Annotated in this window: 17 protein-coding genes and 1 riboswitch; of the genes, 7 read left to right on the forward strand and 10 right to left on the reverse strand. The window is 66.5% G+C overall.

Going from position 1 to position 23,728, the window contains the following annotated elements:
* Window positions 1-100: 100 nt before the first annotated feature.
* The 4 genes from A7W11_RS19715 to A7W11_RS19730 all read right to left on the reverse strand — a co-directional run bounded on the left by A7W11_RS19715 (window position 101) and on the right by A7W11_RS19730 (window position 4,344).
* Window positions 101-841 (reverse strand): amino acid ABC transporter ATP-binding protein, encoded by a 741-nt coding sequence (locus A7W11_RS19715; RefSeq protein WP_066417606.1) that lies wholly within the window; start codon window positions 839-841, stop codon window positions 101-103.
* Window positions 842-901: 60 nt separating this feature from the next.
* Complete coding sequence (locus A7W11_RS19720; protein WP_066417609.1) at window positions 902-2,002, reverse strand: amino acid ABC transporter permease; 1,101 nt, start codon at window positions 2,000-2,002, stop codon at window positions 902-904.
* Between the two features lies 1 nt (window position 2,003).
* Window positions 2,004-3,194 carry an amino acid ABC transporter permease gene (locus tag A7W11_RS19725; protein ID WP_066417613.1) on the reverse strand — a complete coding sequence of 397 codons (1,191 nt, stop codon included), beginning with the start codon at window positions 3,192-3,194 and terminating at the stop codon, window positions 2,004-2,006.
* 133 nt (window positions 3,195-3,327) lie between these two features.
* A complete protein-coding gene (locus tag A7W11_RS19730; RefSeq protein WP_066417616.1) occupies window positions 3,328-4,344 on the reverse strand; it encodes an amino acid ABC transporter substrate-binding protein in 1,017 nt (338 codons plus the stop codon).
* 330 nt (window positions 4,345-4,674) lie between these two features.
* Between A7W11_RS19730 and A7W11_RS19735 the strand changes: the two genes are divergently transcribed.
* The 3 genes from A7W11_RS19735 (at window position 4,675) to cheD (ending at window position 7,254) form a co-directional block, all read left to right on the forward strand.
* Entirely contained in the window at window positions 4,675-5,346 is a 672-nt protein-coding gene (locus A7W11_RS19735) for a cell division ATP-binding protein FtsE (protein ID WP_066417620.1), read from the forward strand.
* Window positions 5,343-6,251 carry a cell division protein FtsX gene (locus A7W11_RS19740; RefSeq protein ID WP_066417629.1) on the forward strand — a complete coding sequence of 303 codons (909 nt, stop codon included), beginning with the start codon at window positions 5,343-5,345 and terminating at the stop codon, window positions 6,249-6,251. Before A7W11_RS19735 ends, A7W11_RS19740 begins: the two co-directional genes overlap by 4 nt.
* A 151-nt stretch (window positions 6,252-6,402) precedes the next feature.
* Window positions 6,403-7,254 (forward strand): chemoreceptor glutamine deamidase CheD, encoded by an 852-nt coding sequence (cheD, locus tag A7W11_RS19745; RefSeq protein ID WP_082887379.1) that lies wholly within the window; start codon window positions 6,403-6,405, stop codon window positions 7,252-7,254.
* Window positions 7,255-7,300: 46 nt separating this feature from the next.
* Here the strand turns inward: cheD and A7W11_RS19750 are convergent, their stop codons facing one another.
* The 3 genes from A7W11_RS19750 to A7W11_RS19760 form a co-directional block, all read right to left on the reverse strand.
* The gene (locus A7W11_RS19750) at window positions 7,301-8,125 is read right to left on the reverse strand and encodes a siderophore-interacting protein (protein WP_066417638.1); all 825 of its coding nucleotides are present in this window, start codon (window positions 8,123-8,125) and stop codon (window positions 7,301-7,303) included.
* A 31-nt stretch (window positions 8,126-8,156) separates the two neighbouring features.
* Entirely contained in the window at window positions 8,157-8,822 is a 666-nt protein-coding gene (locus tag A7W11_RS19755) for a PadR family transcriptional regulator (RefSeq protein ID WP_066417643.1), read from the reverse strand.
* Window positions 8,823-8,909: 87 nt separating this feature from the next.
* Window positions 8,910-12,527: an indolepyruvate ferredoxin oxidoreductase family protein gene (locus A7W11_RS19760; RefSeq protein WP_066417647.1), complete on the reverse strand. Its 3,618-nt coding sequence runs from the start codon at window positions 12,525-12,527 to the stop codon at window positions 8,910-8,912.
* A gap of 157 nt (window positions 12,528-12,684) precedes the next feature.
* Between A7W11_RS19760 and mutY the strand changes: the two genes are divergently transcribed.
* Window positions 12,685-13,782: an A/G-specific adenine glycosylase gene (gene mutY, locus A7W11_RS19765; RefSeq protein WP_066417649.1), complete on the forward strand. Its 1,098-nt coding sequence runs from the start codon at window positions 12,685-12,687 to the stop codon at window positions 13,780-13,782.
* Window positions 13,783-13,787: 5 nt separating this feature from the next.
* On the opposite strand, the gene A7W11_RS19770 is transcribed toward mutY, so the two are convergent.
* Window positions 13,788-14,618 carry a helix-turn-helix transcriptional regulator gene (locus A7W11_RS19770; RefSeq protein ID WP_066417653.1) on the reverse strand — a complete coding sequence of 277 codons (831 nt, stop codon included), beginning with the start codon at window positions 14,616-14,618 and terminating at the stop codon, window positions 13,788-13,790.
* A gap of 98 nt (window positions 14,619-14,716) precedes the next feature.
* Here A7W11_RS19770 and A7W11_RS19775 point away from each other — a divergent pair, with 98 nt between their 5' ends.
* Complete coding sequence (locus A7W11_RS19775) at window positions 14,717-15,520, forward strand: class I SAM-dependent methyltransferase (RefSeq protein WP_066417656.1); 804 nt, start codon at window positions 14,717-14,719, stop codon at window positions 15,518-15,520.
* 66 nt (window positions 15,521-15,586) lie between these two features.
* On the opposite strand, the gene A7W11_RS19780 is transcribed toward A7W11_RS19775, so the two are convergent.
* Window positions 15,587-16,063, reverse strand: a complete 477-nt coding sequence (locus tag A7W11_RS19780) for a PTS sugar transporter subunit IIA (RefSeq protein WP_066417658.1) — start codon at window positions 16,061-16,063, stop codon at window positions 15,587-15,589.
* Between the two features lie 244 nt (window positions 16,064-16,307).
* Window positions 16,308-20,081, reverse strand: coding sequence for a methionine synthase (gene metH, locus A7W11_RS19785; protein ID WP_066417663.1), 3,774 nt, complete (start codon window positions 20,079-20,081; stop codon window positions 16,308-16,310).
* Window positions 20,082-20,244: 163 nt separating this feature from the next.
* Here metH and A7W11_RS28840 point away from each other — a divergent pair, with 163 nt between their 5' ends.
* Both A7W11_RS28840 and A7W11_RS19795 read left to right on the forward strand, forming a co-directional pair.
* On the forward strand, window positions 20,245-21,210 hold the full coding sequence (locus A7W11_RS28840) for a tetratricopeptide repeat protein (RefSeq protein ID WP_235816925.1): 966 nt from the start codon (window positions 20,245-20,247) through the stop codon (window positions 21,208-21,210).
* Window positions 21,211-21,322: 112 nt separating this feature from the next.
* Window positions 21,323-21,503, forward strand: a riboswitch (cobalamin riboswitch).
* Between the two features lie 94 nt (window positions 21,504-21,597).
* Window positions 21,598-23,619, forward strand: coding sequence for a TonB-dependent receptor (locus A7W11_RS19795; RefSeq protein ID WP_066417672.1), 2,022 nt, complete (start codon window positions 21,598-21,600; stop codon window positions 23,617-23,619).
* The last annotated feature ends 109 nt before the right edge of the window (window positions 23,620-23,728 follow it).

Here is a 23,728-nt window from a genome sequence, read left to right on the forward strand (position 1 = left end):
CCCGCCGCAACGATGCGTCTGAAGAACCCAATTCGCCCCACGAAGAAAAAAGGCCGTCATGAAAATTGACGGCCTTCGACGAAAGCAGCATTGACTCAGATCAATGCAGGATCTGGCTCAGGAACAGCTTCGTACGCTCGTTCTGCGGATTGTCGAAGAACGCGTCCGGGCTGTTCTGCTCGATGATCTCGCCGCGGTCCATGAAGATCACGCGGTCGGCCACCTTGCGGGCGAAACCCATTTCGTGGGTCACGCACAGCATGGTCATGCCGCTTTCCTCGGCCAGCGTGACCATCACGTCCAGCACTTCCTTGACCATTTCGGGGTCGAGAGCGGACGTCGGCTCATCGAACAGCATGATCTTCGGGGCCATGCACAACGAACGCGCGATCGCCACGCGCTGCTGCTGGCCGCCCGACAACTGGCCCGGAAACTTCTTGGCCTGGTCGGGAATGCGCACGCGCTCCAGGTACTTCATTGCCGTGGCTTCGGCTTCGGCGCGCGGCTGCTTCAGCACCCACGTGGGGCCCAGCGTCAGGTTTTCCAGCACCGTCAGGTGCGGGAACAGGTTGAAGTGCTGGAACACCATGCCGACGTCGCGGCGGATGGTCTCGATCTGCTTCAGGTCGTTCGTCAGTTCGGTGCCGTCGACGATGATTTTTCCCGCCTGGTGTTCTTCTAGGCGGTTGATGCAGCGGATCATCGTGGACTTGCCCGAACCCGACGGGCCGCAGACCACGATACGTTCGCCCGGCGCGACGTCGAGGTTGATGTTGCGCAGAACGTGGAACTGGCCGTACCACTTGTTCACGTCCTGCAGACGGATGATGGCGTCAGGCATGCCTGTACTCCCGTGATGACTGAGGCCGCGCCGCCCCGCGGGCAGCGCGGTTTGATTGTTTTATCTGGCGTGGCCGGTTTGCAGCCGCTTTTCGAGTTTCTGGCTGTACTTCGACATCGAGAAGCAGAAGACGAAGTAGATCAGCGAGATGAACACGTAGGCCTCGGTGCTGAAGCCGCGCCAGGCCGCGTCGGACAACGCCGCCTTGGCCGCCAGGGTCAGGTCGAAGATGCCGATGATGACCACCAGCGACGTGTCCTTGAACAGCGCGATGAAGATGCTGACCAGCGGAGGAATGACGATCTTCAGGGCCTGCGGCAGGATGATCTTGCGCATCTGCTGCCAGTACGACAGGCCCAGCGAATCCGCGCCCTCGTACTGTCCCTTCGGGATGGCCTGCAGGCCGCCGCGCACCGTCTCGGCGATGTAGGCCGCCGCGAACATGATGATGGCGATCTGCGCACGCAGCAGCTTGTCGATCGAATAGCCCTCGGGCAGGAACAGCGGCAGCATCACCGACGACATGAACAACAGGCTGATCAGCGGCACGCCGCGGATCAGCTCGATGTACACGACGCACAGCGCCTTGATCGCCGGCATGCGCGAACGGCGCCCCAGTGCCAGCAGCACGCCGAACGGGAAGGCGAAGGCGATGCCGAAGGTCGACAGGATCAGCGTCAGGGGCAGGCCGCCCCAGCGCGCGTTCTCGACGTATTCCAGACCGAGGACGCCGCCCCACATCAGGATGCCGACCAGCGTGAGGCCGACCGTCCAGATGATGGGCAGGGCGATGTTCCAGAACCGGCGTATGCCGCTGCAGACGATGACCGCAATCAGGACGATGGTGGCCAACAGCGGACGCCATTGCTCGTCGTACGGATAGGTGCCGAACAGGATCAGGCGGTGTTTCTCGGCGATGAAGGCCCAGCACGCGCCCGTGGTGGCGCGGCACTCGGCCGCCGTCGTGGCGTTGAAGTTGGCCTTGATCAACGCCCATTCGACCAGCGCCGGCACGGCCATCAGGATCAGCCAGACCGACAGGACCGTCAGCAGGATATTCAGGGGCGACGAGAAAAGGCTCGCCTTCATCCAGGCCCACGCGCCGACCTGATTGGAAGGCGGGGGCAACGCTTCGGTGGGAGTATGCGTAGTGCTGCTCATGTCAACGCTCCACCAGCGCGATGCGCTTGTTGTACCAGTTCATGAAAATCGAGATGGACAGGCTGACGGTGAGATACGCCGCCATGATGATGAGAATGCCCTCGATGGCCTGGCCCGTCTGGTTCAGCGTGGTGTTGACCACCGAGACGATGTCCGGATAGCCGATGGCCACGGCCAGCGAGCTGTTCTTGGTCAGGTTGAGGTATTGGCTGGTCATCGGCGGGATGATCACGCGCAGCGCCTGCGGCAGCACCACCAGGCGCAGCACCAGGCCGCGGCGCAGGCCCAGCGAGCCCGCCGCCTCCCATTGGCCGCTGTTGACGGCCTGCACACCGGAGCGCACGACTTCGGCCACGAAGGCCGAGGTGTAGATCACCAGGCCGGCCAGCAGCGCGGAGAACTCGGGCGACAGCGTCCAGCCCCCCGCGAAGTTGAAGCCGCGCAGTTCCGGCACGTCCAGCGTCAGCGACGCACCGCTGACCAACCAGCCCAGCACCGGAAAGGCGATGAGGAAGGCGATGGCCCAGCGGCCCAGGGGGAACGGACGTCCCGTGGCCTGCTGGCGCCTGGTTCCCCAGCGTTGCGCGAGCACGATGGCGACGATGGCCACCACCACGCCGACCAGGATCCAGTCGAGCGAATCGCCGGCCAGGCCAGGCACTTTCAGGCCGCGGTTGGAGATGAACACCCCGGGCAACGGGTTATGCGCCTGGCGCGGTCCCGGCATGCTTTCCGTGATGATCGAGTACCAGAAGAACAGTTGCAGCAGCAGCGGAATGTTTCGCATCACCTCGACGTACATCGAGGAGAGCTTGGAGATGAGCCAGTTCTTGGACAGCCGCGCGATGCCGATCAGCGTGCCGAGGATAGTGGCCAGGATGATGCCCAGCACCGCCACGCGCAGCGTGTTCAGCAAACCGACCCAGATGGCGCGGCCATAGGAATCCGCGGGCGAATACGCCACGGCAGTTTCGCCGATGGCGAAACCCGCCTCACGGCTCAGGAATTCGAAGCCGGTGGCGATGTTGCGTTGAGCCAGGTTGTACAGCGTATTCGACACCAGGAACCAGACGCCCAGAGCGACGAGGCTCAGGGCGACGACCTGATAGATCACTGCGCGTGTGCCGGGATCGTTCCAGCTCAGGCGTCGCGATGGCGCCGCTACAGGGGGGCTTTTAGGGGAAGTTGCCATGATGTGCTTCTATAAAGATCGGACAACACGGCGAAGGCGGCGTCGTGCGCCGCCTTCGCCCTTGCCTGCCTTCCCGCCGGGAGGCGGGGCCGCGCTCGCCCCCAGGGGAATGGGCGCGGCAGGCGGCCTCGGCTTAACGCACCGGCCAGCCGTACATGATGCCACCCTGCTTGTACGAAGCGTTCAGGCCGCGTTCGAGCTTCATCGCACCGCCCTTGCCCAGCGTGCGTTCGAAGACTTCGCCGTAGTTGCCCACTTGCTTGATGACGTTGTAGGCCCACTTGTCATCCACGCCCAGGTTCTTGCCCATGCCCGGCGTCGTGCCCAGGATGCGCTGGATGTTGGGGTTGGGGCTCTTGGCCATGTCGTCGACGTTCTTCGACGTGATGCCGTATTCCTCGGCTTCCAGCTGCACGTTCAGGGCCCAGCGGACCACGTTGAACCATTGCTCGTCGCCCTGGCGGACCATGGGGCCCAGCGGTTCCTTCGAGAAGTCTTCCGGCAGGATGACGTACTTGTCGGGATCGGTCAGCGTGGTGCGGACCGAGGCCAGTTGCGACTTGTCGGTGGTGAAGGCATCGCAACGGCCCGCCGAGAAGGCGCGCACGATTTCGTCGAACTTGTCGATCACGACCGGCTTGAATTCGATCTTCTGGCCACGGAACCAGTCGGCCAGGTTCAGCTCGGTGGTGGTGCCCGGCTGCACGCAGATGGTGGCGCCGTTCAGTTCCTTCGCGCTCTTGACGCCCAGGTCCTTCGAGACCATGACGCCCTGGCTGTCGTAGTAGTTCACGCCGGCGCCGATCAGGCCCAGCGTGGTGTCGCGGGTCAGCGTCTGCGTGGTGTTGCGGGTCAGCACGTCGATTTCGCCGGACTGCAGGGCGGTGAAGCGCTGCTGCGTGTTCAGCGGGGTGACCTTGAACTTGCTGGCGTCATTGAACATCGTGGCGGCGATGGCGCGGCACATGTCCACGTCGATGCCCTGCCACGTGCCCTTGCTGTCGGCCATGGAGAAGCCGGAAATGCCGGTGGAAACTCCGCACTGGACGAAGCCTTTTTTCTTGACGTTGTCGAAGGTCGCGCCCGCGTGCGCGGCCGAAGCGGCGGCGAAGAGGGCGGCGCCGGCAGCGGCCAGTTTCAATACTTTCATGTTCGATCTCCCGTGTAAGGTGCGACTGCTGCGCAGGCCTGGTAGGCCTCACGCTTGCGGCGATGGTAGCGTTTGCTCAAATTTGGGGACATGGGGGAAATCCCTTTGCACAAAGGGCACGAATCGGGGACATATATATGACGTTCGGCACATGTTTCACGTCATATCGACGCACTTGAGTTGCGCATGCCTCGACGCACCAAATCGAGGCATGATGCGGTCGCCGGCCAGCCCGGAACCCGAATCCGCAGGATGCGCACGGACGTTCACCGATGAACGGATGAACAAACCGCCGGGGAGTTACTATTACCGCTTCACTTCTGCCCCGCCATGATCGAATTCCAGCACGTCTTCAAATCGTACGGACGCGGCCGCAACATTCTGGCCGACATCAATTTCCGGGTCTCGGCCGGTGAATTCGTCTTCGTATCGGGGCCTTCGGGCGCCGGCAAGTCCACCCTGCTGAAACTGATCGGCGGGCTGGAGCCGCCATCGCGCGGCTCCATCCAGGTCAATGGCCAGAAGCTGGACAAACTGTCGGCCCGCGAACGGCCCTATCTACGGCGCGCCGTCGGCGTCATCCTGCAGGACACTCACCTGCTGTTCGACCGCAGCGCGCTGCAGAATGTCATGTTGCCGCTGGCGGTGCTGGGCCATCCGCGCGAGTCGGCCAGCGCCCGTGCCCGCGCCGCCCTGGACAAGGTCGGCCTGGCGGGCAAGGAAGACCTCAACCCGATCGAACTGTCGGGCGGTGAACAGCAGCGTCTGGCCATCGCGCGGGCCATCGTCAACCGCCCCGCCATCCTGATCGCCGACGAACCCACCGCCAACCTCGATCACGGCAACGCGCAGCGCATCATGAACGTGTTCCGCGACTTCAACCGCGTCGGGGTCACCACCCTGATCGCCTCGCACGACCAGGCCCTGATGGCCGAGTACGCCACGCGCATGCTGCTGGTCGAGCCGGGCAAGTTCCAGGATTCGCACGGAGCGCGAGCATGAACGCATTGCTCAGGCAACACCGCTACGCCCTGACCATCACGCTGCGCCGCCTGGCGAAACAGCCGTTCTCTTCACTGGCCAATCTGCTGGTGATGGCGCTGGCGCTGGCCCTGCCCCTGCTGGGCGCGGCCATTCTGGTGTCGGTGCAGCCCGTGGCGCGCCAGGTGTCGGTGGCGCCTGAACTCACCGTCTTCCTGCAACCCGGCGCACCCGCCACCGCGGCATCCGCCGTGGCCAAGCGCATCGGCGGCGAATTCGGCAACCAGGTCGCGGCGGTGCGTGTCGTGCCGCGCGGCCAGGCGCTGGACCAGTTGCGCAGCAATCCGGCCTGGCAAGAGGCCCTGGCCGTGCTGCAGGGCAATCCCCTGCCCGACGCCGTGGTCGCCACCCTGGCCGACGGCAACGACCTGGCGCAACGCGCCGACACGCTCGCCACGCAATGGCGTACCTGGGAACACGTCGACCAGGTGCAACTGGACAGCGCGTGGGTACAGCGGCTGGAGGCCATCTTGCGCTTTGCCCGCATCGGCCTGGTCTTCCTGGCAATCTGCGTGGCGGTGGTGGTGCTGGCCACGGTGTTCAACACCGTGCGGCTGCAGGCCATGACGCAACGCGAGGAAATCGCCGTGGCGCGCCTGGTGGGCGCCACCGAATCCTTCGTGCGCCGGCCCTTTCTGTACCTGGGCGCCCTGACGGGTGCGCTGGCCGCCCTGCTGGCGGTCGGCACGGCCGCCCTCGCCCTGGCGCCGCTGAACAACGCCTTGCTGGGCCTGGCCAATAGTTATGGCGCCGAGTTTGCCTTGCACCTTCCTGGTGCACCGATGCTGCTGTTGGCGGTGGTGGCCGCTGGCGTATTGGGTGCCCTGTCGGCCCGCTGGTCAGTCACACGTAGTACGCGCTTTTAAGCGTGTTGTTCGGAAGATCGGACCAGGCACGCGGCAAGGTACATTGAATCCATCGGATGGGCGTATTGCAACATTTGAGCTGTAAACTGTTATAAATGTAACGATTCATGCCCGTTACTGTCGTTTAATTTCCGGCCCGCGCCCTGCTCCCATGCCATCCGCCTCAAAAGCCCGCGCCACGCGCCACTACTACGACAGCGCCTTCAAGAGCGACGCAGTCAAGATCCTGCCGAACGAGTACTACGTCACCACCTCCGACGAGAACCTGATGCTGTCGACGGTGCTGGGCTCGTGCGTGGCGGCCTGTCTGCGCGACCCGGTCACGGGCGTCGGCGGCATGAATCACTTCATGCTGCCCGAGGGCGATGCCTCGTCGCCGGCCTCGGCCACCATGCGCTACGGCTCGTTCGCCATGGAAGTGCTGATCAACGAACTGATCAAGGCCGGCGCGGCGCGCGAGCGCCTCGAAGCCAAGGTCTTCGGCGGCGGCGCGGTGCTCAGCGCCATGCAGCAGTTGAACATCGGCGAGCGCAACGGCCAGTTCGTGCTCAGCTACCTGAAAATGGAAGGCATCCCCGTGCTGGCCCAGGACCTGGGCGACATCCATGCACGGCGCATCAACTTCTTTCCGCAGGAAGGCCGCGTGATGGTGCGCCGCATGGCGCCGCATCACCAGAAGGGCGAGGTGCTGATCGCCAAGCGCGAAGAAGCGGCCGCCGAGTTCGTGCAGTCGGAAACGCGCGCCCCGCAATATGTCGAGCGCTTCGCCAAACCCGGCGGCATGAAGGTCGAGCGCTTCGACAAGCCTGCCGGCGGCATGAAAGTCGAACGTTTCGACAAACCGGCCAGCGGCATGAAGGTCGAACGTTTCGACAAACCGGCTGGCGGCATGAAGGTCGAACGCTTCGACAAGCCGGCCAGCGGCATGAAGGTCGAACGCTTCGACAAGCCCGCCACGGCCAGCCCGATGCGCGTCGAGCGTTTCGACAAGGCCAAATCCTGATCGGCCCTGCCGGTAAGCCCCGGACCGGAGCCGGCTTTCACGCGCGTCAGAACACCTCGTGCCCGGCGCCGGGCCCCTGCCGCCAATAGCTCGCGGCGCGAATCGACGCCGAATCCATGCCGCGTTCCTGCACCAGATGCTGCCGGATCGCGCGGATGGCCGAGTATTCACCCGCCGCCCACGTATAGCCCTGGCCTTCCGGCAGTTGCAGGCGGCGCACCGCGCGCTCCAGCGCCGTGCGGCCATCGGACGTATCCACCGCGCAATGCACCCACTGCAAGGTCAGGTCAGCCGCGCATTCCAGCGGCAACTGCGCCGACGCCTGGCGCGTCTCGACCACCGCGATCACGCGCGCGGAAGCCGGCATCTCGGCCAGCCGGCGGGCAATGGCCGGCAAGGCCGTCTCGTCGCCGATCAGCAGGTGCCAGTCGAATTCCAACGGCACGACGAACGAACCGCGCGGTCCGCCCACGCCCAGTTGCTGGCCAGGCCGCGCCTGCGCGGCCCAGGTCGTGGCCGGACCTTCGCCGTGCAGCACGAAGTCGATGTCCAGTTCACCGGCCTGCGCGTCATGACGGCGCGGCGTGTAGTCCCGCGTGACCGGTTTGGGCGCGCCCTCGGGCCATTGTGGGCCGTTCGGACCGAAGACGGGCATTACCGGCGCGGCGTCCGGTTCGGACGGGAAGAACAGTTTGACGTGATCGTCGAACGATGCGGAGACGAAGCCGTCAAGGTCGTCGCCTTCCAGCGTGATGCGGACCATCTGCGGGCTGAGCGCCGTGGTGCGGCGCACGCGCAGCAGACGGGCCTTCAGTTCATGTTGAACCTTGCGGACCTGCGGACGCGCGGCGTCCAGGGTATCGGATGTCATGGAATTCTCTCTTCGGGATCTGATGGGGGATTCAAGCCTTCGGCGGCTGACAGGCCCCACCCTGCTCGATCTCGGTGGTCGCGCGGCGCAGGATGGCGGCCAGGCGGCGCTGTTCGTCGGGATCGGCTTCGCTGCGGCGGAACAACGCCATCTTCAACGCGTGGCGCGCCTCGTCCAACTCCTTGACCCAAGCGCCCTCAGCCGGCATTTCCTGCGCGCCGTCCTGGCCACCCCACTGCTTCATCCACGCCATCTTGCGCGCGGCATGGGCCAATCCCGCGAAGATCAGGTCGACGCGCTCGCGATTCTCTTCCAGATGGGTCTGGCCGGCCTCGGCCAGGTGATAGCGCTTGCGGTTGCCGTGGACTTCGACCGTGGCGTAGTCCAGCTCTTCCAGATACGTCAGCGCGGGATAGACCACCCCGGGGCTCGGGGTGTAGAAGCCGTTGGAACGCGTCTCCAGCGCCTTGATCAGTTCGTAGCCGTGACGGGGCTGCTCCTGCAGCATCGCCAGCAACATCAGTTGCAGCTCGTCGGCGCCGAACTTGCGGCCACGGGTGAAACCATCGTCGCCCATGCCGCCCCAGCCGCCGCCCATCCAGCCGCCGCCGCGCCCATGACGACCGCGCGGGCCGCCCATGCCGAACCAATGCCGGGGCGAATGGCCCCGAGAAAAACCATGCCAGGGAAAGTGCATAGGAATGCTCCGTAGATCGTAAGATATGTCGTACGATATATCTACGGAACACCCCATGTCAATCACCCCGGGGCGAAAAGCCGGCGCCTAGGCCGCCCGTGCGCCGTCGAGGGACACCACCTGCGCGCTGAAGTCCTTCAGCATTTCCTGCCGGCGCGCGGCGGCCTTTTCCATCGCGGCCTCCTTGATGTGGCCATAGCCGCGGATGTGTTCCGGCAGACTGGCCAGCGCCACGGCGCGCTCGAGGTTGGCGCGCGACACCTTGGGCAGGATCGCCATGATGTCCTCGCGGTACTGGCGGATCAGTTCCCGTTCGGCGCGCCGCTCGGCCGTGTAGCCGAACACGTCCAGCGGCGTGCCGCGCAGCCCTTTCAGCCGGGCCATCAGCCTGAAGGCGCGCAGCATGCCTGGACCATAGCGGCGCTTGATCAGGTGCCCCTGCGCGTCGCGTTTTGCGAACAGCGGCGGCGCCAGGTGGAAGTTGACGCTCCAGTCGCCTTCGAACTGCGCCTCGATGCGCTTGAGGAACTCGCCATCGGTGTACAGGCGCGCCACCTCGTACTCGTCCTTGTAGGCCATCAACTTGAAGTAGTAGTGCGCCACGGCCGTGGCCAGGCGCGTGGTGCCGGTGGCGGCGCGCTCGGCCTGCGCCACATGGTCGACCAGTTCCTGATAGCGCCGGGCGTAGGCGGCGTTCTGATACTGCGTCAGGAAGTCGACACGGCGCGCCACCAGCGCATCCAGCTCGCCGGCGGGACGCTTGAAGTCGACCACGGCGCCCTGTCCCCGGCGCACTTCCACGATGCCCTCGTCGGCAACGGACGGCGTGTGCGTGGCCGGCGCACCGATCAGGCCCTGCACCGCGGCCAGGTCGTGCGCGGCGCGGCGGCCCCAGGCGAACGCCGTCACGTTGTTCGGCACCTGCTGGCCGTTGAGTTCGATGGCGCGCAGCAGCGCCGCCTCGCCCAGCGGCAGCCAGCCCTTCTGATAGGCGTAGCCCATCATCAGCGGGTTGGCGTAGATGGCGTCGCCCAGCAGGCCCACCGCCAGCTCGGCCGCATCGATGGTGTCGACGTTGCCGGGACCGCAGGCCGCCTGCAGGTCCGCCTGCAGGTTCGAGCCCGGCAGCGTCCAGTCGGGGTTGTTGACGAAGGCCGCGGTGGGCGCCACGTCGCTGTTCAACAAGGCGTGCGTACGGCCCGGGCGCATGCGCGCCATGGCCTCGGGGCCCGTGCCCACCACCATGTCGCCGATCAGCACCAGATCGGCTTCGCCCATGGCCACGCGCGTGTTCATCAGCTCGCCCGGGGTGGGCGCCAGCACCACGTGCGAATACACCGCGCCGCCCTTCTGCGCCAGGCCCGCCATGTCCAGCACCGAACAGCCCTTGCCTTCCAGGTGCGCGGCCATGCCCAGCAACTGGCCGATGGTGACCACGCCCGTGCCGCCTACCCCGGCGATGAACACGCCATAGTGGCCCGCGCGCAGATCCGCCGCGAGCGGCTCGGGCAGGCCCGCAGAGATGTCGCCCTGCTGCTGCAAGGCGGTGGGCTTGCGCAGCTTGCCGCCCTCGATGGTGACCAGGCTGGGGCAGAAGCCCTTCAGGCAGGAATAATCCTTGTTGCAGCTGGACTGGTTGATGGTGCGCTTGCGGCCGAATTCGGTTTCCAGGGGTTCGACAGACAGGCAATGCGACTTCTCGGAACAATCGCCGCACCCCTCGCATACGCGCTCGTTGATGACGACACGGCGCGCGGGATCGGGGTACGCATTGCGCTTGCGGCGGCGGCGCTTCTCGGTGGCGCAGGTCTGGTCATAGATCAGCACCGACACGCCGGGATAGTCGCGCAGTTCGCGCATCACCGCGTCCAGTTCGTCGCGATGCTTGACGGGCACGTTGGGCGCCAGGCCGGACACGCCGTGGTACTTCTCGGGCTCGTCGGTCACGATGATGATCTTCTCGATGCCTTCGGCCGCCACCTGGTTCGTGATCATCGGCACGCTGATGGGACCATCGATCGGTTGCCCGCCCGTCATGGCCACGGCATCGTTGAACAGGATCTTGTAGGTGATGGGCGCCTTGGCCGCCACCGCCGCGCGGATCGCCAGCAACCCGGAATGGAAGTACGTGCCGTCGCCCAGGTTGGCGAAGACGTGCTTTTCCTCGGTGAACGGCGCCTGGCCGATCCACGGCACGCCCTCGCCGCCCATCTGGGTGAACACCTGCGTATTGCGGCCCATCCACGTCACCATGTAGTGGCAGCCGATGCCCGCCATGCCGCGCGAGCCGTCGGGCAGGCGCGTAGAGGTGTTGTGCGGACAGCCCGAGCAGAACCAGGGCTTGCGCTCGGCCGTGACGCGCGGCTTGGACAGCGCGGTCTCGCGGGCGTCGATGAAGGCCAGCCGTGCCTCGATGCCGGCGCGCACGTCCTCGGGCAAGTCGAAGCGCAGCAGGCGCTGGCCGATGACCTTGGCCACCATGGCGGGCGAGAACTCGTAGTGCGCCGGCAGCAGCCAGTTGCCTTGCGGCACCGACCATTCGCCGCCGTCCTTGTCGTCGAACTTGCCGACCACGCGCGGAATCTTCTTGCCCGAGCCGATCCAGCTGAACAGCTCTTCCTTCAACTGGTATTCGAGCACCTGGCGCTTTTCTTCCACCACCAGGATCTCGTCCAGGCCCTCGGCGAACTGCTGCGTGCCGCTGGCCTCCAGCGGCCACACCATGCCCACCTTGAACAGGCGCACGCCGATGCGGCGGCACACGTCTTCCGACAGCCCCAGGTCGGACAGCGCCTGGCGTGTGTCCAGATAGGCCTTGCCCGAGGTCATGATGCCGAAGCGCGCATCCTGCTGCGGCACGTGCCACGGCTCGCGGTTCAGCTTGTTGGCGCGCGCATACGCCAGCGCGGCGTACAGCTTGTAGTCCAGCAGGCGCGCCTCCTGCGCCAGCGGCGTGTCGGGCAGGCGGATGTTCAGGCCATCGCCCGGCAACTGGAAATCCTCGGGCAGCAGGATCTTCACGCGATCGACGTCGACTTCCACCGAGGCCGAGACCTCGACGATGTCGGTGATCGTCTTCAGGCCCACCCATACGCCCGCATAGCGGCTCATGGCCCAGCCGTGCAGCCCGAAATCCAGCACTTCCTGCACGCTGGACGGAAACAGCACCGGAATCATGCAGGCCTTGAGGATATGGTCGCTCTGGTGCGGCAGCGTCGACGATTTGGCCGGGTGATCGTCGCCCGCCACCACCAGCACGCCGCCGTGGCGCGACGTGCCGGCCGCGTTGGCGTGCTTGAACACGTCGCCGCAGCGGTCCACGCCGGGGCCCTTGCCGTACCACATGCCGAACACGCCGTCGTACTTCGCGCCCGGGAACAGGTTCACCTGCTGCGAGCCCCACACGGCGGTGGCGGCCAGGTCTTCGTTGACACCCGGCTGGAACTCGACGTGGTGCTGCTTCAGGTATTTGGCCGCCTTCCACATGTTCTGGTCGACGCCGCCCAGCGGCGAACCGCGGTAGCCCGACACGAAGCCGGCGGTGTTCAGGCCGGCCTGCGTATCGCGCAGCCGCTGCATGATGGGCAGGCGCACCAGGGCATGGATGCCGCTCATCCAGGCCCGGCCGGTTTCAAGGGTGTATCGATCGTCCAGTTGGACAGAGGCAAGCGCCGCGTGTTGCGCGGGCGAAAGAGGGGCGTTCATGTCTACTCCGTTGGTCTTGGAATACCGGGATGGCCGCTGGAAAAGAGCTCTTGTGGAGCGGCCGGCGACCGGCCCGGGGCACTAGGTTGTGCATCCTGTTTCGTTCTTTGTACTCGTCCGTATGCGTCCCCGCAATAGGGCGATGCGATAATCCGGCATGGATTTCGCCCCCCGCATCGCCGCCTGGCAGACCCGGCACGGCCGTCACGGCCTGCCCTGGCAAGGCGCCCCTGACGCATACCGCACCTGGCTGTCCGAGATCATGCTGCAGCAGACTCAGGTCGCCACGGTCATCCCCTATTACGAACGTTTTCTGGCGCGCTTTCCCGACGTGGCGGCGCTGGCCGCCGCCACCCAGGACGAGGTCATGCCCTATTGGGCCGGCCTGGGCTACTACGCCCGCGCGCGCAACCTGCACCGCTGCGCGCAGCAGGTCGTGGCCGACTGGGGCGGCCGCTTTCCGCCCACCGCCGAACAGATCGCCACGCTGCCCGGCATCGGCCGCTCCACGGCGGCGGCCATCGCGGCGTTCTCGTACGGCGAGCGCTCGCCCATCCTCGATGGCAACGTCAAGCGCGTGTTCACGCGCCATTTCGGGGTGGAGGGCGATCCCGCCAAACGTGAAGTCGAGCAACGCCTGTGGGCGCTGGCCGACGCCCAGGTGGCCGCGGCGCCCGAGCTGGACATGCGCGCCTACACGCAGGGCCTGATGGACCTGGGCGCCACGCTCTGTACGCGCGGCAAGCCCGCCTGCGACCGCTGCCCGGTCATGGATACCTGTGTCGCGCGGCGCGAGGGCCGCCAGCAGGAACTGCCCACCCCGAAGGCGCGCAAGGCCGTGCCGCAACGCGACACGGGCATGCTGGTGCTGCAACGCGATGGCGCCGTGCTGCTGCTGCAACGGCCGCAAACCGGCATCTGGGGAGGGTTGTGGAGCCTGCCGGAATTCGCGGCGGACGCCGATCCCCTGGACGCTTCGAGGCTGCTGGGGCTGGAACCGGCCGCGCACTACCGGCTGGCCGATTTCTCGCACGTCTTCACGCACTACCGCCTGAACGTCAGCCCCTGGTATGTGCACGTACAGGCGCCCACGGTGCTGCGCGATGGCGCGGCCGCAGGCCCGGTCATGCGCTGGGTGCCGGCGGCGGAACTGGCCGCCACCGCCCTGCCCGCGCCGGTGAAGAAGCTGCTCGAAGGGTTGTTCCGGGCGGGGTTGCCCGGCATGCCCGCGGCGGATCGCGACCTTTTCGCCTGAGCCGGCTACTCGGTGGGCGCGGCCTCGCCCGCCAGCAGCATCACCAGCTTCAGCTCGGGATGCGTGGCCAGGCGGAACGTGACCTGCTGGAACGTCACGCGGCCGCGCCGCGGATGCTGGAAATCGCGCAGGCCGCCTTCGCGCTCGACTACGGCATGGCGCGTCCACCAATGCGCGAACACGCCGCTGTCGCGCTTCAGGTCTTCCACCCGTTGCGCCACGTCCGGCTCGTCCAGGTGGGCGCCCGCATCGGCGCGGAACTCGGCCACCACGCGGCGGGCGCGCTGGTCCCAATCCACCACCAGTTCGCGCGCGGCCGGATCCTGGAAAATGTAGCGCAGCAGATTGGGCTTGGCATCGCGCGCCGGCCAGTCGTCGAACAGGTCGCGCATGGGCTCGTTGTAGGCCAGCACGTTCCACGTGCGATCCAGCACGTAGGCCGGCGCATGGATGGCCGCCACGCATTCGCGTAACGGGGCTGGCGTGCCGCTGGCATCATCGCGCGGATGCTGCGGGTCCGCGCATTCGGCCAGTTCGAACAGATAGGCGCGCTCGGCGCGCGCCAGTTGCAGCACCCCCGCGATGCGCCCCCACACCGAGGGCGACACCGAGACCTCCCGCCCCTGCTCGATCCACGTGTACCAGGTAACGCTGATGCCCGACAACTGCGCCACCTCTTCACGGCGCAGGCCGGGCGTGCGGCGCCGCAGGCCGTCCGGCAGACCCGCCATCTGGGGGGTGATGCGCGCACGGGCGCTGCGTACGAATTCGCCCAGCGCGTGGCGGCGCACGGAAGAGCCGTCATGGCCGGCAGAAGCGGAGGGAGCAGTAGTCATACCAGGATAAGTAATAGGCTTGTACGCGTATGCGAGCCTGCCTATCTTACGCCCTGCGGGGGCCGCTCCGGCCCCTGACCGACAACGCAGGAATCGACATGACCACGAATACCCATGACGCCGCGGTGGACCGCCAGTTCGGCTCGCAGGCAGCCGCCTATCTGACCAGCACCGTCCATGCGCAAGGCGCCGACCTGCAGCAACTGGCCGACATCGCCCGCGAGCATCCTCGGGCGCGCGTGCTGGACCTGGGTTGCGGCGGCGGCCACGTCAGCTTCACGGTGGCGCCGCTGGTGGCTCACGTCACCGCCTATGACCTGTCGCAGCAGATGCTGGACGTGGTGGCGGGCGAGGCGGCGCGGCGCGGGCTGTCCAACCTGTCGACCTGCCGCGGCAAGGCCGAACGCCTGCCCTTCGCGGATGAGGAGTTCGACCTGGTGCTGTGCCGCTACTCGACCCACCACTGGTCCGACCCCGGACTGGCCATGCGCGAGGCGCTGCGGGTGCTCAAGCCGCGCGGCACGGCGGTCTTCGCGGACGTGGTCTCGCCCGGCCAGGCGCTGCTCGACACCTGGCTGCAGACCATCGAAGTGCTGCGCGACACCTCGCACGTGCGCGACTACTCGGTGTCGGAATGGACGCGCATGCTGAGCGAGGCCGGCTTCGTGCCACGCAGTTGGACGCCACGGCGGCTGCCGCTTGAGTTTTCGTCGTGGGTGGCGCGCATGCGCACGCCCGACACGCTGGTTGCGGCGTTGCGGCACATGTCCGCCATCGCGCCCGAGCCGGTGCGGCGTTATTTCCAGGTGCAGGAAGACGGCTCGTTCACCAGCGACACGCTGACGATCGTGGCGGCCAAGCCCTGTTTTGCGTCGCTGCCCGAGCCCGGCTGCGCGGTGTAGGGTGCCCCTGCCACGGACTTGCCGCCGCGGCATCGGCCCGCCAGGCCAGCGGGCCGGGACGGTGGCCTAGTCGATCCTCGCCGGGCTGCGCTCGCAATACTCCTGGAACGCCTGGCGAATCCCGGAGGGCGACTCGGCGCGGCGCAGGGCCTTCTGGAAATCGGGCTGGGAGAACAAGCGGGCCACCTCGGCCAGCATGTCCAGGTGTGTCTGGTTGGCGGGCATCGGCACGATGAGAAACAGGGCATGCACCACCGGCATGCCTGTCGCGCCGTCGAAGAAGCACGGCTGCTTCAATCGCGCATACAGCACGTGAATGCCATCCAGTCCTTCGACGGAGGCGTGCGGCACGGCGACTTCCTGCCCCAGCGCGGTCGGCCCCAGCCGCTCGCGGCGCATCAGCGCCGCCAGGATGGTCCCGGCCGGGACCTGGCATCCCTTGGCCAGGCCCTGGCTGGCCACGTCGAACAGCGCATCCTTGTCCGGCACATCCAGGTCGATGAGTACGTCCTGGTCCTTCAGCAGATCGGCGATCTTGCCCATGGTCTTCCTTGCCTGGCGGGCGGTGGCCGTCGTGCATCGCGGCGCCTTGCCCTGTTGTGATCGATGGCCCCACGGCCAGTTCGAGCACTGTAGGCCACGCCGGGCAAAAAACCTGCAAACAAGGCGTACGCAGACGTAAAGAAAACGTAAGCGGCGCGCATATGCGCCCGCTTGCGGGCCATATGCGCGCCGTCGGGACCGAGCGCGCCGCGAGCCTGGCGGATCGCGCCGCCCGCCGCATGCCTCAGCCCAGATTGGGCGACAGCGTGCGCCGCACGTCGTCCTCGCCGCGGCCACTGCGGCGCACGTAGTCTTCCACCTGGTCGTCGCCGATGACGCCCACGTTGAAGTACTGCGACTGCGGGTGGCTGAAATAGAAGCCCGACACGCTGGAGGCCGGCCACATGGCGTAGCTGTCCGTCAGGCTCATGCCCACTTCCTGCGCGTCCAGCACCTGGAACAGGTCGGTCTTGACGACGTGCTCGGGGCAGGCCGGATAGCCCGGCGCGGGACGGATGCCCACGTACTTCTCGGCGATCATGTCCTCGTTGGACAGCACCTCGTCGGGCGCGTAGCCCCACAGGTCCTGGCGCACGCGGGCATGCAGGCATTCTGCGAAGGCCTCGGCCAGGCGGTCGGCCAGCGACTTCAGCATGATGCCCGAGTAGTCGTCCATGTCGCGTTCGAACTCGCCTTCCTTCTTCTCGATACCCAGGCCCGCCGTGACGGCGAACAGGCCGATGTAGTCGGCCACGCCGCTGTCCTTGGGCGCGATGAAATCGGCCAGGCACTTGTTGGATACGCCCTCGCGCTTGGCGCCCTGCTGGCGCAGGTTGCGCCACGTGAACAGCACCTCGCTGCGCGACTCGTCCTTGTAGACCTCGATGTCGTCGTCGTTGACGGTGTTGGCCGGATAGAAGCCGGCCACGCCGCTGGCGGTCAGCCAGCGGCCCTCGATGATGCGCTTCAACATGGCCTGGCCGTCGGCCAGCACCTTGCGCGCCTGCTCGCCCACCACCTTGTCCTGCAGGATGGCGGGGTAAGGCCCGAACAGGCTCCAGGTCTGGAAGAACGGCCCCCAGTCGATGTAGCGCGCGATCTCGGCCAGGTCGTAGCTCTTGAACGTGCGGCGGCCGATGTACTTGGGCCGCGGCGGCGTGTAGTGGGCCCAGTCGATCTGCGGACGCTGCGCGCGCGCATCGACCAGCGACATCAGCGGCGAGGTCTTGCGGTTGGCGTGGCGGCGGCGCACGTCCTCGTATTCCTGCGCCAGCTCGGACAGGTAGCTGGCCGACTGCTCGGACATCAGGTTGGTGGCCACGCCCACCGAACGGCTCGCGTCCGGCACGTACACCACCGGGCCTTCGTAATGCGGCGCGATCTTCACGGCAGTATGCACGCGGCTGGTGGTGGCGCCGCCGATCAAGAGCGGCATGCGGCGTTCGCGGAAATAATCGTCGCGCTGCATCTCGGCCGCCACGTACGCCATCTCTTCGAGGCTGGGGGTAATCAGGCCGGACAGGCCGATGATGTCGGCCTGCTCTTCTTTCGCTTTGTCGAGGATCTGCGCGCAGGGCACCATCACGCCCATGTTCACGACCTCGAAGTTGTTGCACTGGAGCACCACGGACACGATGTTCTTGCCGATGTCGTGCACGTCGCCCTTGACCGTGGCGATGACGATCTTGCCCTTGGCGCGCACGTCGCCGCCCGCCGCGGCGATCTGGCGCTTCTCTTCCTCGATGAACGGAATCAGGTGGGCCACGGCCTGCTTCATCACGCGCGCCGACTTCACCACCTGCGGCAGAAACATCTTGCCCGCGCCGAACAGGTCGCCGACCACGTTCATGCCGTCCATCAGCGGGCCTTCGATCACCTCGATGGGCCGGCCGCCGCGCGCCTCGATCTTCTGGCGCACCTCTTCGGTGTCCTCGACGATGAACGCGGTGATGCCGTGCACCAGCGCGTGCGACAGGCGCTGCTCGACCTCGGCGTTGCGCCAGGCCAGGTCCTCTTCCTTCTTGGCGCCCGAGCCCTTGATGGTGTCGGCGAACTGCACCAGGCGCTCGGTCGGCGTGCGCTCATCCGCGGCATCGGTGCGGCCCACGGGCTCGGCGCGGTCCAGCACCACGTCTTCCACCAGATCGCGCAGCTGCGGCGACAGGTCGGCATACACGCCCAGTTGGCCGGCGTTGACGATACCCATCGTCAGGCCTTCGGTGATCGCGTAGTACAGGAACACCGTGTGGATGGCCTCGCGCATCGGCTCGTTGCCGCGGAACGAGAAGCTGACGTTCGAGATGCCGCCCGAGATGCGCGCGTGCGGCAGGTTCTTGCGGATCCACGTCACGCCGTCGATGAAGTCCATCGCGTAGTGATTGTGCTCGTCGATGCCGGTGGCGACCGCGAACACGTTGGGATCGAAGATGATGTCCTCAGGGGCGAAGCCTTCTTCCTCGACCAGGATGCGGTAGGCGCGGCCGCAGATCTCCTTGCGGCGCGCGAGCGTGTCGGCCTGCCCCAGTTCGTCGAAGGCCATCACCACCATGGCCGCGCCGTAGCGGCGGCACAGGCGGGCATGATGGCGGAAGGGCTCCTCGCCCTCTTTCATCGAGATGGAGTTGACCACCGGCTTGCCCTGCACGCACTTCAGCCCGGTCTCGATCACTTCCCACTTGGAACTGTCGATCATCACCGGCACGCGCGCGATATCGGGCTCGGACGCGATCAGGTTCAGGAAGCGGTGCATGCAGGCCACCGAATCCAGCATGGCCTCGTCCATGTTGATGTCGATGATCTGCGCTCCGTTCTCGACCTGCTGGCGGGCCACGGCCAGCGCCTCGTCGTATTTCTCTTCGCGGATCAGGCGCGCGAACATCTTGCTGCCCGTCACGTTGGTGCGCTCGCCCACGTTGACGAACAGGGTCTCTTCGTCGATGTTCAGCGGCTCCAGGCCCGACAGGCGCGTCTTCACGGCCACCTCGGGCACGGCGCGCGGCGTCAGCGCCTGCACCTTATTGGCGATTTCGCGGATGTGGTCGGGCGTGGTGCCGCAGCAGCCGCCGGCCATGTTGACCAGGCCCGCACGCGCGAACTCTTCCAGCAGCGCCGAGGTATCGGCCGGGGTCTCGTCGAAACCCGTCTCGGCCATGGGATTGGGCAGGCCGGCGTTGGGATACACGCAGACGTAGGTGTCGCAGATCTTGGACAGCTCGGCCACGTAGGGGCGCATCAGCGCCGCGCCCAGCGCGCAGTTCAGGCCGATGGTGACGGGGCGCGCATGGCGCACCGAATTCCAGAAGGCCTCGACGGTCTGGCCCGACAGGATGCGGCCCGAGGCGTCGGTCACGGTGCCGGAAATCATCACAGGCAGGCGCACGCCGCGCGCCTCGAACACTTCCTCGGTGGCGAAGATGGCCGCCTTGGCGTTGAGCGTGTCGAAGATGGTTTCGATCAGCACGATGTCGATGCCGCCGTCGAGCAGGCCGTTGAGCTGCTCGATGTAGGCCACGCGCAGTTCGTCGAACGTGACGTTGCGCGCGCCCGGATCGTTCACGTCGGGCGAGATGGACGCGGTCTTGGGCTGCGGCCCCAGGGCGCCGGCCACGAAACGCGGATGCTCGGGCGTGCTGTAGCGGTCACAGGCCTCGCGAGCCAATTGCGCCGATACCTTGTTCAGTTCGTAGGCCAGTTCCGGCAGGTCGTAGTCGCCCTGCGCGATGGACGTGGCGCCGAAGGTGTTGGTCTCGATGACGTCCGCGCCCGCTTCCAGGTACTGGCGGTGGATCTCGGCGATGACGTCGGGCCGCACCAGCGACAGCAGTTCGTTGTCGCCCTTCAGATCCTTGTGGTGCTCGGCGAAGCGCGTGCCGCGGAAATCGGATTCGGTCAGCTTGTAGCGCTGGATCATCGTGCCCATTGCGCCATCCAGGATCAGGATGCGCTTGTCCAGCTGGCGAACGAACTCGGCGCCATGCGTGTAGGCGGACAAGGGATAGGGCATGCGAGGGTATGACACGGCGGATCCTGCGGGAAATGCGGCGGCGCGCGAGATGACGGACTTGTGTCCGTATTTTAACGGCCCTGGCCAGCGGCGCCTCGAAGACCGCGGACGGTACACTGCGTGCAGCACTTCCTTGCCGGTCCGCGTGCCCTCAACCCATCACTGGAACACCAAGCAGATGCCCCATCCCCGCCCCCTGCCCGCCGACGTGGAAGCCGATTTCGTCGCCCTGGCGATCCAGGGCCGCAAGGCACGCGAGGCCAGCGATGTCGAGACGGCCGAACGCTGCTACCTGGAAGCCTGGAACACCATTCCGGATCCCAAGCTGGAGTACGACCACGCCGCCTCTATCGTCGTCGCCATGACCGAGTTCTACCGCGACATCGGCCAGGTCGACAAAGCCCGGCCCTGGCTGGCGCTGGCGCGCGAGGCCTACGGCCCCGGCCCCGAGGTGCACACCGAATTCCTGGCCGCCACCGTGCATTACGCCGCCAGCGAGTTCGATGAGGCCTACGCCCTGTTCGACGAGGTGTACGAGCAATTCGACCGCCGCCCGTTCAAGGGCGAAGATCCGGCCTATCTGTCGTTCTACCTGGACCGCGCGGCCGCCATTCAGGAAGGCCGCACGCCGATTGACCCCACACCCGTTCCCGCAGGCCCCCTGGCCGGCCTGGGCCGCGCCGACGACGAAGACATGCCCGACGAACTGCCCGACGACATCTACGAACAGGTCGAAGCCCTGTCCGAGGAAGGCAACGACCTGATCGACGATGGCGAGGCCGCGGGGGCCGAAGCCGTCTGGCGCCAGGCGCTCGATCTGCTGCCCGAGCCCCGGGACATCTGGGAGGCATACACCTGGCTCAATGCCTCCATCGGCGAAGCGTGCTACTTCCAGGAGAACTACGGCGGCGCAGTGCAGGTCCTGTTCGATGCCCTGAATGGCCCCGAGGCTCAGGCAAATCCGTTCATCCACTACATGCTGGGCAAATCCCTGTGGAAACGCGGCGGCGACGAAGAACGCGCCATCGACGAGCTGCTGCGCGCCTACATGCTGGACGGCAACGAGATCTTCGAAGGCGACGAAGAAGAAGGCCCCGCGATGCTGCGCCTGCTGATCGAGCGGGATCTGATCGAGGACGACTGACCCATCCCGCCACTGACGCCGGCCCCGCATGGGGCCTCGCTAGCAATCGCTGCGATGCGCCCAATATGTGGCGAAAATAAAACAACAACGACCAAATGCATCGCAAGGTGATACATTTGCGCCCCGAATCGGTGCTTTCGGCATGATGGTGCGCGAAAGATAAACGGGAAACAGGAAGGTTCGACACGAGACGCGCCGCGTGCGTCCGGCCCGCCCAGCCTGTGCTGCCCCCGCAACGGTCCCCATGGGTTTCACCATGGCAGCCCGATACCGGCCGGTTCGATCGCGAGGACGTTTCGCTGCACCCCGGCCACCTGCCGGGCCTGGCGGCCGGCCTCATTCCTGTGTCTGACGTGCGGGGTCGCGCGTCACCTCGAGGCTCTCTCCATGACTTCCCGCTCCATCCTGCGCTATGCAGGCGTCCTGGCCTGCACCGCGCCGCTGACCGCCCTGGCCCAGACAGCCGCCGAACCCGCCACCACGCAACTCGACACCATCACCGTCACCGCCTCGCGCGTGCCGACCGACGCCCGCACGCAGGCCGTGCCGGTCTCGGTGATCAGCGCCGAAGACATCCAAACCAGCGGCGCGCGCACGCTGCAGGACGTGCTGTCCACGCAATCCAGCGTGCACGTCATCAACAACACCGGCTCCAGCGACAACGGCGTCGTGGACCTGCGCGGCTTCGGCCTGACCGGCCTCAGCAACACGCTGATCCTGGTCGACGGCATCAAGCAGAACGACAACGACCTGTCCGCCCCCACGCTGGGCACCATCCCGCTGGACCAGATCGAGCGCATCGAAATCGTGCGCGGCAGCGGCGCCGTGCAATACGGCGGCGGCGCCACCGGCGGCGTGATCAACATCATCACGCGCCGCGGCTTCGAGCGCCCGGTGGACGCCAGCGCCAAGTTCTCCATCGGCAACTACGGCCTGCGCCAGACCGACCTGCACGTGCAGGCCAACAACGGCAAGGTCGGCGTGCAAGCCTGGGGCCAGACGCTGCAGACCGACAATTACCGCGACAACAACCGCGAACGCCGCGCCGGCGGCGGCGGCGCGCTGACCTTTCAGCACGATACGGGCTCGATCCGCCTGTACGCCCGCACGACCACCCAGAAGCTGGGCCTGCCCGGCCCGCGCGCGGTGGACCCGGCCACGGGCCTGAACCAGTACGAAGACGATCCGCGCGGCGCGACCTACCCGGACGACTACATCAAGAGCACCACGGATGCCTTCGGCTTGCAGGTTCGCCAGCAGATCTGGCGCGGCACGCTGTTCGCCGACCTGAGCCAGCGCAACAAGCGCCTGTACGGCTTCACCAACGACGGCTTCGGCGACACCATCCGCCAGCAGGAACTGGAAGAGACCACGGGCAGCGTGCGCTACCAGTTGCCGTTCCAGGGCGGCCACAGCCTGGTCGTCGGCGCCGACGGCCTGTACAACCGCACCAATGCCACGCAAGAGGCCTACTACAGCTTCGCGCCCGACCAGACCTCGGCACGCCAGCGCCAGCACTCGGTCTTCGCCGAAGGCACGGTGCAGGCCACCTCCACCACCACCGTCACGCTGGGCGGCCGCCGCCAGTACGCCTCGGACGACCTGCGCGTCGAATCCGGGTTCAAGACGCCGTCGGACGAAAGCCGCCACCTCAGCGCCTGGCAACTGGCCCTGCGCCAGGAAGTCGGCGCAGGTTTCAGCGCCTACGGCAAGATCGGCCGCAGCTTCCGCCTGGCCAACGCCGACGAGCTGTTCATGCTGCAGGATCCCCTGAAGCCGCAGACGTCCACCGACAAGGAACTGGGCGTGCTGTGGTCGCAGGGCGCCTCCAGCGCACGCCTGGCCTGGTTCCAGTCCGACTTGAAGAACGAGATCCACTACAACCCGCTGACGTTCGCCAACGTCAACCTGGATCCCACGCGTCGCCAGGGCGTCGAACTGGAAGGCCGCTACGCCGTCACCCCCAGCATCACGCTGGACGGCAACGTGACCTGGACCGAAGCCAAGTTCCGTTCCGGCACTTATGCCGGCGTGGACCTGGCCGGCAACCGCGTACCGCTGGTACCCGAATGGCTGGCCAACGCCGGCGTGACGTGGCGTGCGACCGACGCGCTGTTCCTGGGCGCCTCCGCGCAATACGTGGGCAGCTCGCGCATGGACAACGACCAGGCCAACCAGTTCAAGACCAAGATCGGCGACTACGTCCTGTTCAACGCCCGCGCCGGCTACCGCTTCACGCGCAACGTCGAGGGCACGCTGGCCGTGAACAACCTGTTCGACCGCGACTACGCCACCTACGGCATCCGCGGTACGGACGCCTCGTTCATGCCCCTGGGCCCCACGGGACGCTATAACCTGTACCCGGGCATGGGACGCAACGTGATGGCCTCGCTGACCGTGCGTTATTGATGGTCGGACGGGTCTGGAGTCAAGCATGAAGCTGCCGTTTGGCAGCTTCATGCTTTTACGAACCCGTCCTGGGGGTGAATGGGTCCTGACACATGAGTTTCCTCAGCGG

The sequence above is a fragment of the Bordetella ansorpii genome, from assembly GCF_900078315.1.
GTDB classification, from domain to species: domain Bacteria; phylum Pseudomonadota; class Gammaproteobacteria; order Burkholderiales; family Burkholderiaceae_B; genus Bordetella; species Bordetella ansorpii.